Origin of the sequence: Sporolactobacillus shoreicorticis (genome assembly GCF_024125445.1) — a bacterium.
Lineage (GTDB): Bacteria > Bacillota > Bacilli > Bacillales > Sporolactobacillaceae > Sporolactobacillus > Sporolactobacillus shoreicorticis.
Genome location: NZ_JAMXWM010000006.1, coordinates 85902 through 99154 on the forward strand (window position 1 = coordinate 85902; position 13253 = coordinate 99154).

General features: G+C 45.0%; 11 protein-coding genes. 5 read left to right on the forward strand and 6 right to left on the reverse strand.

Annotated features, from left to right (window positions below):
* Positions 1 to 142: 142 nt before the first annotated feature.
* Entirely contained in the window at positions 143 to 2167 is a 2025-nt protein-coding gene (locus NIE88_RS06955) for a penicillin-binding transpeptidase domain-containing protein (RefSeq protein WP_253060603.1), read from the reverse strand.
* Between the two features lie 271 nt (positions 2168 to 2438).
* Between NIE88_RS06955 and NIE88_RS06960 the strand changes: the two genes are divergently transcribed.
* Together NIE88_RS06960 and NIE88_RS06965 are read left to right on the forward strand one after the other, a co-directional pair.
* Entirely contained in the window at positions 2439 to 4004 is a 1566-nt protein-coding gene (locus NIE88_RS06960; protein WP_253060712.1) for a bifunctional metallophosphatase/5'-nucleotidase, read from the forward strand.
* Between the two features lie 165 nt (positions 4005 to 4169).
* Positions 4170 to 4865 carry a uracil-DNA glycosylase gene (locus NIE88_RS06965; RefSeq protein ID WP_253060713.1) on the forward strand — a complete coding sequence of 232 codons (696 nt, stop codon included), beginning with the start codon at positions 4170 to 4172 and terminating at the stop codon, positions 4863 to 4865.
* Between the two features lie 140 nt (positions 4866 to 5005).
* Here NIE88_RS06965 and NIE88_RS06970 read toward each other — a convergent pair whose 3' ends face one another.
* From NIE88_RS06970 to NIE88_RS06980, 3 genes are read right to left on the reverse strand one after another with little or no spacing between them, the layout of a single operon-like run.
* A complete protein-coding gene (locus tag NIE88_RS06970; protein WP_253060604.1) occupies positions 5006 to 5524 on the reverse strand; it encodes a CcdC protein domain-containing protein in 519 nt (172 codons plus the stop codon).
* A 23-nt stretch (positions 5525 to 5547) separates the two neighbouring features.
* Positions 5548 to 6978, reverse strand: coding sequence for a PH domain-containing protein (locus NIE88_RS06975; protein ID WP_253060605.1), 1431 nt, complete (start codon positions 6976 to 6978; stop codon positions 5548 to 5550).
* Positions 6968 to 7450 (reverse strand): PH domain-containing protein, encoded by a 483-nt coding sequence (locus NIE88_RS06980; RefSeq protein ID WP_253060606.1) that lies wholly within the window; start codon positions 7448 to 7450, stop codon positions 6968 to 6970. The genes NIE88_RS06975 and NIE88_RS06980 overlap by 11 nt, the downstream gene beginning before the upstream one ends.
* A 250-nt stretch (positions 7451 to 7700) precedes the next feature.
* On the opposite strand from NIE88_RS06980, the gene NIE88_RS06985 reads away from it, so the two are divergent.
* Entirely contained in the window at positions 7701 to 7856 is a 156-nt protein-coding gene (locus NIE88_RS06985) for a hypothetical protein (protein ID WP_253060607.1), read from the forward strand.
* Between the two features lie 327 nt (positions 7857 to 8183).
* On the opposite strand, the gene NIE88_RS06990 is transcribed toward NIE88_RS06985, so the two are convergent.
* Positions 8184 to 9653, reverse strand: coding sequence for an o-succinylbenzoate--CoA ligase (locus NIE88_RS06990; protein WP_253060608.1), 1470 nt, complete (start codon positions 9651 to 9653; stop codon positions 8184 to 8186).
* A 20-nt stretch (positions 9654 to 9673) separates the two neighbouring features.
* Positions 9674 to 10495, reverse strand: coding sequence for a 1,4-dihydroxy-2-naphthoyl-CoA synthase (gene menB, locus NIE88_RS06995; RefSeq protein WP_253060609.1), 822 nt, complete (start codon positions 10493 to 10495; stop codon positions 9674 to 9676).
* 215 nt (positions 10496 to 10710) lie between these two features.
* Between menB and truA the strand changes: the two genes are divergently transcribed.
* Together truA and NIE88_RS07005 are read left to right on the forward strand one after the other, a co-directional pair.
* Entirely contained in the window at positions 10711 to 11448 is a 738-nt protein-coding gene (gene truA / locus NIE88_RS07000; RefSeq protein WP_253060610.1) for a tRNA pseudouridine(38-40) synthase TruA, read from the forward strand.
* A 494-nt stretch (positions 11449 to 11942) separates the two neighbouring features.
* Positions 11943 to 13238: an MFS transporter gene (locus NIE88_RS07005; protein ID WP_253060611.1), complete on the forward strand. Its 1296-nt coding sequence runs from the start codon at positions 11943 to 11945 to the stop codon at positions 13236 to 13238.
* Positions 13239 to 13253 lie beyond the last annotated feature (15 nt).

Consider the following 13253-nt stretch of genomic DNA (forward strand, 5'->3'; position numbering starts at 1 on the left):
AAGCTTTCCCAAAAGGGGGTTCTAAACCAGTTCATAATTCCAAAAGGTGCATAAATCAAGGTTTTATATAATCAAAGAGGATGTCTCATTGTCAAAAAACGACTTTAAGGCATCCTTTTCTTTTCAACTTTTTAATTGTTAATTATTTCTTCAAAACCCGTTCAAAAACCTTTTTGACCTTTGGCGTGACATAGTGGCTGCCGCCATGCTTTTGCGTGTTTTCAACGATCATGGTGACCATCAGCTTCGGGTTGTCCGTATTATAGGCGACGAACCAGCCGTTTTCACGTCCGGATTCTCCCTGTTTCTTTTTAAATTCCGGCGTACCGGTTTTTCCGGCTAGGGTTAAGCCATTTATTTTTGCATCATGTGCGGTTCCTGAAGGATTGTCGATGACCTGGATCAAATCTTTATTCAATAATTGAGCGATACCGGCGGACATAACATTTTTCTTCCAGAAGGTTGGTGGATCATTGGTTTTGATCAACCGCGGCTTGATCATGCTGCCGTCATTAACAAATGCTGAATAAATCAATGATAAATGAAGCGGATTGACACTGACCTGGCCTTGGCCATAACCGGAGTTGGCAAGAAGCGAATCACTGTCCAGCTTACCATCATTTGAAATGGTCGATTTGCGCATTGGATAGTCGATCGGTAAGGACTCGCCGAAACCAAATTTCTTAACATCGGAAGCAAAGGCTGAGCCGCCGATCTTGAGCGCCGTTTGAGCAAAATAAATATTGTCCGATTTGAACAGCGCGGTTTGCAGATTGACCTTCGGATCGTGATTGACTCGAGTGACATAGTAGTCGCCCCATGAACTATTATTCTGCCATTTGCTTCCGCTGATGGCGATCTGAGTGTCAGGATTAATTGCTTTATGAGTTAAGGCAATCGCTGCTGTCAGCGGCTTAAAAGTTGATCCGGGTGCGGATGCAGCAGTAAACCGATTTCTTAGCGGTTGTTCCTTATCATTGCTCAGCTTTTGGTATTCACTTGATGAGATTCCAAGGACGAAATCATTGGGATTATAGGATGGCGTACTGACCAGTCCGAGAATGTCGCCGTTTCTCGGATCAATAGCAACTCCAGTTCCCGCATCTTTTTTTAGCTGGGCATACATGGCGTCTTGCACATTTCGATCAATCGTCAGCTGAATATTCTTACCGTTAACCGGATTTTTCTTAGCAATTGTCCCGGCTGCGGCTCCCGTGGGATCAAGTAAAATGATCGCTGCCCCGTCGTGTTGCCGGAGTTGCTTTTCGAATAGCAGCTCAAGCCCAGTTTTACCAATTACTGAGTTGGCGTTGTAGCCTTCGTTTGGATGTTCTTTTAAAAGTTCGGCAGTCATTTTGCCTACATATCCGGTTAAATGCGCACTTGCATTTTTATCAGGATACACCCTGCTTGAAACCTCTGTTTTTACGACACCGGGCAGTTCGGTTGCTTCCTTGATAAGTTTTGTTTTCGCTTGGTCCACGGTTGTAATCGGCACGAGGCTGTCTGCTTTGACCCATGAAGCGGCAAGTGCTTGATCAATTTGTTCTTTGCTGACACCAAGCAGCCCGGTCAGTTTCTTAATCGTTGCTGCCTTGTCACTGTCCGATCCCATCCTGCCGGGAACAAGATCAATTCGTGCGGCAGTGCCGTTCACTGCCAGAGGCTCGCCGTTGCGATCAACAATTTCTCCGCGCGTGCTGGCGAGCGTATCGACACGTATTCTCGAACCGGTTGTCATTTTAGGAAGAATCAGGCTCGGATTCCAGTTGATATACCAATTCTGCTTATCCCTCCGTTTCTCTTCCTTCAGCTGTACCGATTGAGAAAATTTAACCGGCCCGGCTACCGTATTGAGGGTTGCCTTCAACTGCACGGTGCCTTCCTTTTTTGTATTCTCTTTAATACTGGTTTTTAATTTACCTGCTTCGATTGCTTCATAAATTCGTTTGTATCTGGAAACAAAGTCTGCTTTACGAATACTCTTTTGTGATTGTTTTGAAAGAAGAGCATACATTTTGGAAAAATCTTGTTTCTGCCATGCTTTGACATAGTCTTCCACACGGTCCTTTGCTGTCGGCTGATTGCTGCCGCACGATGAGAGCGTGAGGAGCGCGACAAGAAAAAAGATAAAGAGGATGGGGAGCTTAAACTGATGCTTATTCATTAAGGAAAACACCTCCATAAAGTTCAAGACGGGGCTAATCATCACAATTATATTCCATCATGATTTATTCCATTCGGGTTGTCCAAATACATTTCAGTTTCTATTATATCGGATTGGACGTCGAAGTGTTGATTTGCACACATTAAAAATTATGAAACAAGAAATAAAAAAGCTTGCATTTGACGTTATGTTTCCGGAAAGGAATTTTTTTGACGCAAATGTTGCGTGGCATGGTAGTATGGTAGAGGAACGAGAGGTGAACGGTGAGACGATGAAACTGGTTATTTTGGAGACAAGCGATGTTCATGGAAACATCTATCCCATTCGATACGCAGACAACAGTCCGGAGGATGTCGGGATGGGAAAAATTGCAACACTTGTGTATAAAGAGCGCGCCAAGCATCCATGCACTTTATTAGTAGATAATGGCGACATGATTCAGGGGACGCCGCTGCTTTATTATTACGCACGATTTGATCACAAGCGTCCAAATCCGATGACGGTCATTGCAAATAAACTGAATTATGATTGTGCTGTATTTGGCAATCATGAATTTAATTTTGGCAGCGATGTGCTGAATCGGGCAGTTGATGCCTCAAAATTTCCTTGGTTGGCCGCTAATATTGTTCATGAATTAACAGGCAAACCATTTTTTGGCACACCTTATATCATAAAAAGCTATACTCATGGTCCTTGCGTGGCTGTTCTGGGTCTGACGACGAAATATGTGCCGAACTGGGAAAAGCCGGAACACATTAAAGGGATGCGTTTTGATGATCCGGTGGATACGGCTAACAAGTGGGTTCCGTTTTTAAAAAATGAGAAGAAAGTGGATGTTGTGATTTTATCTTATCATGGCGGCTTCGGACGCGATCTGGATACAGGCGAAGCGATTGAAGAGCTGAAAGGCGAAAATCAAGCATACCAGATTTGTCAGGATGTGCCGGACATCGACGTATTGCTCACCGGACACCAGCATCGGATGATCTATGGAAAGACAATTAACGGAGTGGCTGTTATTCAGCCGGGATGCAATGGCACGCATCTGGGAAAAGTGACGCTTGAACTGGAACGGGCAGTCAAGGGCTGGCAGATTACATCGAAAAGCTCCGAACTTCTTTCCGTTCGGGGAATCAAGTCGGATATGTCGCTGCTCAGTTATGTGGATGTCTATGAGCGGGATGCGCAGACTTGGCTGGATCAGCCGCTTGGCAAGATTGACGGTGATATGCGTGTTCACGATCCGATGAAGGTGCGTACTCGGGATCACCCGCTGATTGAATTCATCAATCGGCTTCAAATGAAAGTGTCTGGTACGGATATCAGTTCGACCGCACTTTTTAATAATGAATCGCCCGGGATGCCTGAGCATGTGTCGATGCGCGACATTGTCGCAAATTATATCTACCCGAACACTTTGCGGGTGCTGCGGATCAGCGGGCAGGATATGCTAAATGCACTGGAGCGGTCAGCATCCTACTTCGAGACGTATATCGGCGGGCCAATCCAGGTTAGCAAGGCATTTACCGATCCGAAACCGCAGCATTACAACTATGACATGTGGGAAGGGATTGACTATATCATCGACATTTCCCGTCCGGCGGGGGAGCGTATTGTTAAGCTGAGTTACCATGAAGCGCCGGTGAGAATGGATGGCCAGTATGATGTGGTGATGAACAATTATCGGGCAGTCGGCGGCGGTGATTACTTTATGTTCTGCAAAAAACCGATTGTCAAGGATATTCCGGTTGATGTGACGGAGCTGATTGCCAATGAAGTGCTTGAGAAAAAAATAATTAAAGCGACCGTTGATCATAATTGGAAAATTGTTTATTAAAAGTAAAGCTGTGTCAAAAGATTATGTTGGTCGTCACTATTTATTGGCTTATTCGTGAAAAGCCTTCTGAAAGACTCATCTGTTTGGCTGCGTTCACCTTCAAAATCATCAAAGGCCAATAAACCAAAGGAAAAGGGACAACTATTCAGGGAGGAGAAAAAATTGGTGAAACACATTTTGAAAAATGATTGGGAACCTTTGCTGAAATCGGAATTTGAAAAGGAATATTATCAGAGACTGCGGCAGTTTCTCAAAAAAGAGTATACAACGAAAACCATTTATCCTGATATGTACGATCTCTTCAATGCGCTAAACTACACGCCTTACGAAAAGGTGAAAGTGGTTATTCTGGGTCAGGACCCTTATCATGAACCGGGTCAGGCACATGGACTCAGCTTTTCGGTGATGCCTGGTGTGCAGCCGCCGCCGTCGCTGCAGAATATTTTTAAGGAATTAAAGGATGACCTCGGCTGTGAGATCCCAAAACACGGATGTCTGATCGAATGGGCGCGTCAAGGCGTATTGCTACTCAATACGGTTCTCTCCGTTCGCCGTGGCGCTGCGAATTCGCATAAGGGCATGGGTTGGGAACAATTTACCGATGCCGTCATCCGCGATTTAAATGAGCGGGAGCAGCCGATCGTGTTCATTCTTTGGGGGCGAAATGCCCAGGCTAAGGAAGAACTGATTACGAATAAGCAGCATTTCATCATTAAATCGCCGCATCCGAGTCCGTTTTCCGCGCGATACGGTTTCTTTGGCAGCCGTCCTTTTTCACGAACCAATCAGTTTTTGCAATCGGTTGGCGAAGCACCGATTAATTGGCAGATTTCCATCGAAGAACCGGAACTTGATAAATAAAAAAACACCGATTTGCCGAGGCACTGCGCCTTGACGAATTGGTGTTTTTTATAATAAAAGGCGATTAACGCTACCGGAAAAACTAAAGCTTGGCCACATCAAGCTTTTTTTATCATTGGGATGGACGGACACAACCGTTATTAGTTAGCATTTTCAAACGCACGACTGATTTGCTTCTGCTTGATTAACAGCAGCAGATAATAAACGACGTAATAAGCAAACATGATTAAAAGCAAACCGGCTGACCATGCACTGTTCGTGTTTATTTGCTGCGTGGCGGCTGTGTTTCCTTGAGGCATGCCGCTCGAATAAACTTCATAGAATCGGTAAAGAAGCCGCCCGATAAATAGGGCGCTGACCACACCGCCGATCCATATATTGGTTCGGTAATGCCAACGATTATCCCGATGTTCCAGTTCTGTCATTTTTGAACTGTAATAAGCCAGAGCTGCTCCGGCAAGCAATCCTAAAAGATCCGAAACAATACTGATTGGATGAGTGAGGCTGCCCGAGAGAAAAAATAAGCCAATAATCGTGAATAGTGTTATGCGAATCAACATGCGTTTTACTTTAAAAAGCTGCCAGCCGATGTTGCGGCGAATGCGGCGGTAGAGGGCAAACAAAATAAATATGATCACGATACTCCAGGAATAATTCATTGGCAGGCGCCTCCTCTAAATCGTCATTTTTTTCTGAACCAGTGAAATAAGCGATCCGCATCCTGTTCGTCAAGCTGATGAATGGTAAAGGTTTCTTGAGTGGATGCGCGAATGAACGTTTTACATGTGGATAGGTTGAGTTTCTTTTGAAAACGTGACTGCCTTTTCGCAAACGATTGAATATGTTGCTTTGTCGTAATAGTTGTGGTTTTCGTTAACCATCGATTCACAACAATGAGCCGCTTATCTATGAGTGCCCAGCCCTCTGAACGATTCTTAAACCAAATATACGCAAGAATGAACGGGAAAGCAATAAATGTATATTTCCCCCAATCCAACCACCAAGTAAGTACGGAGCATAGAACGATCCAAAAGGCCGCAGGCAGAATCATGCGATAGAGCGTGCCTCGCATGGGTAACGGATGGCGTTCAATCGGTCCGGAAAATCTTGGGATCGCTGTTTTGAGAAAGTCAGGCAATTCTTTTTTCCGGAGGAGCGGGAAAACGAGAATCGACCCGCCGTCACTTTTTTCCAAATCGATGCTGCCGCTGCAATCGGCATAGACCGTGCACCATCCGAACAATTGCTGGAACCACTGTTCTTTGATACGTATCGCTTGAACGCGGTCGGTTTTATACGTCTCATCACTTGTTTCCCAAACACCGCGATGAATGCACCATTCTTCTTCGTATATGGATAGCTTGAAGAACCCCCATCGAAGCAGCGCGCTGACCAAGGAAAAAAGCCAGAACAGAAGGATTGCCACTCCAATAATGATGATAATTCCGACAAGCGAGGCATGTTCAAGGTAACTCAATGATCGCCCTTGGATGCTATCGGGTATAAAGTCATCCGCTTGGGACCAAAGGCCGGCCACTGCGGCAATCATAACGCCTATCTTGGATGAAAGCAGTGAGGCGGCGAGCAGCCGTTTTCCGGAGAGCAGATAGATTTTTTTAGGTAAATCTTTGCTTGTTTGTACGGGCTTTTCCTCAACGGCCGTGGCGGATTGCTGCGTTTTTCCTCGGCTGACCTCGGCCTTGATTCGTTCCGCTTCTTCAAGCTTGAGCGCGGAGAGAACCGTATCGCCTTTGGATGCCTGATCCGCGGTGTCGAATTTTAATTGAACGACGCCCAGCAGACGAAGCAGCAGATTCGTTTTGATCTGCACCGATTGAATTCTCTGAATGCGTATGTAACGGTCGCTGCGGACGAGAACCCCTGAACGGATATGAAATTGATCATCGACGAACTCATATTTGAACCGCAGCCATTTAAAAAAGTTGAAGACAACGATAACAAGCGGGATGATGAGAACATAGCCGATGATATCGCCTAAGTGACGAACGCCCCATACAAAGCCAAAGCCCAGCGGCACGATGATGCCTCGCAGTGTTGCGACGGCATCACTGATTATGGCGAAGAAATGAAGATGCTTGCCGTTAGATTTCATTAGCCGGATTCTCCTTAATCAACTCGGCGATCTGATCACGAAGAGCGAGCGCGTCCGACTCTTCTAAAGCCGGAATTTCATGCGCACCGGCCGCAGTCGTGACAGATACGGCAGTCAGGCGGTGCTTGCGCAGCAGCGGCCCTTGAGTGGTCTCTACATTTTGCACGCGAGTAAACGGAATAACGGTCTGTGTAATGATGAAGATGCCGTCTTGAATCAATAGATCCTCTTGTCTGATTTCGTAGAAAAAGGTTCGGTAATTGATCGTTGGGAAAATAAATACGTAAAGGATCAGGTGGAGAATAGTGAGCGCGGCAAGCGCGGCGACAATGTAGAATAGGAAATGCGGCCAGTCAAAAAAGAAAATACTCGTGACGAATCCGCCGATGCTCAGCCAGAAAGCGATGTTCGTCATAATCGCTCTCTGGCGCCAGATCGTTAGAATTCGAGGATTAAGTTGTCTTTTTTCCATAAAGGGCACCTTTCTTTCATGCTGAGGCATGTTTGAGTCCTTTTGGAAGACTCGTGCAACAGTCATATTTTCATCCTAGTAAAATTATAGCATGGCCGGATAAACAATTATAAAAGGAAATAAGTGGAATTTATGGCGTAATTATGACATAAAAAGTTTTTGAGTGATCAGATAGGTGCTGCCTCGTACAATTCATTGCGAATCGTTCTGAATAAAAGGGTATATCAAGTAGTGAAGGGAGGAATCGAGAATGAAAACGTGTCCTCATTACAACGGTTATCAAAGTGGTACGGACATCCGCCTGAACCGATCTGTACAACAAGTTAAATGTCCCGTATGCAACGCAGAACTGGAAGTCGTTGTCCGTGAAGAAACAGGTATTAAGGAGATTAAAGCAATACAATAAAAACCGGGCTTGTCCCGGTTTTTATTTAAGGTAAAGAACGTTTATTGTTTTGCCTTGCTGGTACGACGATCAACGTCATAAGATTCGGTTGGGCGAGCAGGTTAAGCGCCCAATTTGATTTGAGAAATAGACGGAGAAATTTCGCTTATCGAACTGTAAAGCGTATAAATAGAGGATTTTTCTTTGAATAAGCGGAAAAATTACCCTTATTTACCCGTGAAAGAAGCGCCATGATGCATATAAGTGGAAAAATTTCGCTTATTTTATAGGGACAACGAGAAAGCCATCGCATCCTGCGGAATAAAAAACCGGGCCAATTCCCGGCTTTTAATTGACACGATTCATTTTTTCATATTCCTCATATAGCTTGCGCCTGAGCAGTTTGCGCGATGCATTCTCAGGCAGCTTCGCAAGAACGAAAATGCGCTTCGGCACCTTGTACGAAGCTAAATGCTGTTTACATTCGTTGATTAGTTCCGATTCGGAAAAATCGGCGCCTTCTTTAAGACTGACGAATGCGATGGGCACGCGTCCCCATCGACTATCAGGGATACCAATGACTCCTGCGCAGGAAATACCCTTGCAGCCGTTTAGAACAGATTCGACCTCAGCGGGGTACACATTTTCCCCGCCGGAAATGATCAGGTCTTTCCGGCGATCCAGCACGAACAGAAAGCCATCCTTATCGAGATAACCGATATCGCCTGAGCGAAACCATTCACCGTCAAAAGCCTCGTGTGTCGCTTCAGGATTATTTAAATAGTAGCTGAAAACGGTTGGGCCCTTAATCATAATTTCCCCCGGCGTATTGGGTGCGGCCGCTGAGATACGAACTTGGAGTGGAAAAAGCGGCTGACCCGCCGAACCAGCCTTTTCAAGCATGTACTCAGGCGGCAACGTGACCGCTTGCGAGGCCGTTTCACTCATGCCGTACGTTTGATAAATGGGCATTTGCAGATTCAGGCAACGCTTAAGCAGTGCATTCGGCACCGGTCCGCCGCCAAGCAGCACACATCGCAAGGTTTTCGGATAAGTATTTTGATCGCCGAGTGTGTCGATCATCCGTTGCAGCATAGAGGCAACGACGGAGATATGCGTGATACCGCCGCACGTAATTAATTGATTGACGGTCTGCGGATCAAACGTTTCCTGCAGATACACCGTCATGCCGTAAATCACACTTTTCATTAAAATGGACAGACCACTGACATGAAAAAGCGGGACGCAGCAAAGCCACTTGTCATCGGGTGAAAGTCCGAGATTAATTAAGGAAGCGTTCGCGTTCCACCAATGGTTTCCATAGCTGAGCACGACACCTTTCGGATGTCCGGTTGTACCCGAGGTGAAAATAATCGTGCATGGATTTTCTAATTGAATTTCTCTATTAAAGTCGTCCGGCAATGCTTCGCAGTCTGTCCACTTTTCTGAATGAATAAGCGCACAGCTGACTCGTGCGCTGACTTGCGATGCCTTTTGTTCAAACTTTTGATCTGTAATCAGTAATCGGCAGCCACTGTCCTGAATTTGGCCGGCAAGCTCATCCGCCGATAATCGGGTATTCAGTGGCACCATAACCGCGCCGAGCATCATCAGCGCGTGGACGGTGACGGCGTAAGGCAAGGTATTGCTTTGGAGCGACGCGACGCGATCGGCAGAATGAACTCCAGCCGATCGAAGTGCCGACGCAGCTTGGCGCGTGCGCACGAGTAATTGTTTGAATGTGAGCCGAGCGTCTTCCGTTTCGAATGCGATCCGATTCGGAGTCAGCCGCGCACGCTGGTTAAGCCACTGCGGCATGGACGGATTTGTTTCCGAGATCATGGGAACTTAGGAAATCTGCTGAAATCCGGATCGCGTTTCTCTTTAAAGGCATCGCGTCCTTCTTTCGCTTCGTCGGTCGTGTAGTAAAGAAGCGTCGCGTCGCCGCCGAATTGCTGAAGTCCCGCGAGTCCGTCCGTATCCGCGTTGAACGACGCTTTGAGAAATCGGAGCGCGGTCGCACTCTTCGACAGCATTTCCTGCGCCCATTTTACAGTCTCTTCTTCCAGCTGATCGAGCGGCACAACTGTGTTGACAAGGCCCATATCCAGTGCCTGCTGCGCGTTATATTGACGGCACAAATACCAAATTTCACGCGCTTTTTTGTGACCGACAATACGCGCTAAGTAACCTGCACCGTAGCCCGCGTCGAAGCTTCCGACTTTCGGTCCGGTTTGACCAAAGACCGCATTATCGGCGGCAATTGTTAAGTCGCACACGACCTGAAGCACATTTCCGCCGCCAATCGCATAGCCAGCAACCATCGCGATGACCGGCTTCGGAATGATTCGAATCAAGTGCTGCAGATCAAGCACATTCAAACGTGGAATATTATCTTTTCCGACATAACCGCCGTTGCCGCGTACCTTCTGATCGCCGCCGGAGCAGAACGCTTTTGTTCCTGCACCGGTAAGGATAATGACGCCGATTGATGCATCATCGCGTGCCCGGGCGAACGCATCGATCATTTCAACAACTGTATTGGGTGTGAACGCATTGCGCACATGCGGACGATTAATGGTGATTTTTGCAATTCCCTTATAGGTTTCGAAGAGAATATCTTCATAGTCTTTCATTTTTTGCCACTCAATTGAGGACATGAGTTCACCTGGCTTTCTGAAAAATAGGTTGATTTGTCACCGTTTTGTCAAAAGTAACACTCATATTGTAGCACAACTCATAGAGCTTTTCCGATTAAGGGTTTACTTAGAAATGAATGCTATGGGGAGAATTTGACAAGAGACTGTCATTGGTGGACAATGCGGAAGACCGAGATAAGCATCCATCACCATTGAAATTGCAGAGGGAGCAAAAGATGAACAATTACAAATTAACGATTCAGTATGACGGTGGCCGTTATAAAGGATGGCAGCGGCTGGGCAATGATAAGAATACAATTCAAGGAAAAATCGAAGCGGCGCTTACGGTGCTTGACGGCGATCCTGTGGAGATCGTCGGTTGCAGCAGAACGGATGCCGGCGTTCACGCACTTGGTCAGGTGGCGAATTTTAAAACGAAGAAGCTGCTGACTGAGGAAGGAATATATCATCATCTGAATCATCATCTGCCTCAGGACATCAGCGTGATTGACGTGGCACGTGTGCCGGAACGTTTTCATGCCCGCTATAATGCCAAGGAAAAGAGCTATTTATATAAAATTTGGAACGGACCAATCAGCAATCCGTTTATGAGGAAGTACAGCATGCATGTGGATGAAAAATTGGATGTCGGACTGATGAAGCAAGCAAGCCATGATTTCATTGGCACCCATGATTTCACCGCTTATGCCAACGCAAAATCAAAGAAAAAACCGGCAGTTCGCACAATCTCAGCAATTATAATTGACGCGCATGACGACTTCATCGATATTCGCTTAACCGGAGACGGATTCCTGTACAACATGGCGCGGAAAATGGTTGGTACATTGATTGAGGCCGGACTCGGCGTAATTGATGCATCTGCGATCCTACAAATTCTAGAATCCAAGAAACGCGTGCGAACCGGCCGCATGGCCGAAGCTTGCGGACTATACTTGGAAAAGGTTAAGTATTAGACCACTCAGCATGAATCGAAACCTCAAAGCAGTACAGAGAAAGAATGTCCATAGTCCATGATTTTTTGTTTGTTAGAATTTATTGATAAGTGAAATGATGCTCATAATTCACACCACTAGAAATTAATATTCTAAACGAGACCACTTGCTTAGGTAAGCGGTCTCGTTTAGAGGATAAGCTGTGGCCAATTATATATAGAGATGATTCGGATCATTTTTAATCATGATGAAAACTAATAGTAATTAAATTTATTTTTTATTCTATGTATATTGACAATTGAAAAATAAGGCATATAATCTTCATCATCATTAATAAACTACTAAATTTTGACAAAAAATTAGTGAATTTTCGAAGCCTCCTTAATTCTTTGTAACTTTGTAATACTTCTGATTTCGAGACGGCTCTTTTAATATGCGCAAACAAAAATGCTACCCGTAATGATCATTAAAAACAGTTATGCGTGTGCTGTTTTTCCAAATAGGAGTGATAAAATTTGCATGAATATGGTTCGAATAAAATTTACCGCGCATTGCTTAATGCGAATGTTCTCAATGGTATTGGGGACAGTTTATTTAATATCGTATTTATCATCTACGCCGCAACACTGCCCTACAAAACACTAGCCGTTTCTCTTGCCTCATTTGCAACGGTATTTCCCATCTTACTGCAACTCTTAACCGGTTACTGGGCGGATCAGACTCGGAAAAAAGTGAATAAACTAATCGCAACCCGCGCGATCCAGTGCGGATTGTTTTTGATTCTGGCAGTGACATTTACCCTCAATCATCAATCAATCCCATTGCTTCTATTCATACTACTGTTATTAATTATAGTTAGTTCTGATGTACTGGGCGAGTATAACAGCGGAATAGGGATAACTGTTATCAAGCATTCTGTTACCCCGTCTAACATAGATGATGCTGTTTCTTTATCCTCTGCCATGACTCAGATTGTGAGTATCGTTTTTCAAGGACTCGGTGCGGGACTGATTGTATTATTAAATCATAATTATGGGCTGTTCGCATTAATTAACGCGTGCACGTTTTTAGGCGCCGGTTTGATCATACTGAAAAATAGAAAAGAGATCGCTTCTAAAACGGATATAGATCCCAAGAAAACCGAATCGCCTTCCGTGCAGACCGAAAAATCGACGCATCATTTCTTTGCAAGCAGCTGGGAAACGTTGAAAGATCTTCGGCATCAGTCGACGATTTTTCCAATTTTAATTCTCTTTTTCTTAGTCAATTCAATCGGCGGCAGTTGTGAGGGCCTAATCAGCGTCACTTTGGCGAATCAATCGTTTCTTTGGCTCGGCAACTTCGGCAATACGCTGGCAATTACATTAATCATTTTTTCAGTAGGCATGATTTTGGGAGCTCTTTTAAGCAATGACTTTCTTAAAAATTGGCAGATTACATCCATCCTGAATGTCACGCTTTTCAGCCTTGTTCTAATGGCACTGGATTTTACAATTCTAGGCTCTGTTTGGGTTCTATTTATAGCAGCATTTATGGCTGCTTATACGCTTAGTAAAATCAATGTGCGCTTTTCATCCCTGATGATTCAGAAAATCGATGAAAAACATTTGGCTTCTACTGCCGGAGTCATTAATACGCTGATGATGGTTGGTGCACCTCTAGGGCAATTCGTTTTTCTAGGAATTGCGAATATCATTAATATTCATGTTTCCTGGTTTTCTTATGGTGTCATTTCCTTAGTATTAATTGCATTTTCAATTTCGGTAACAAATAAATCGAACCAGTCGGTCTCCGATGAAAAAACAATTTAAAATCCTCTACAGCCT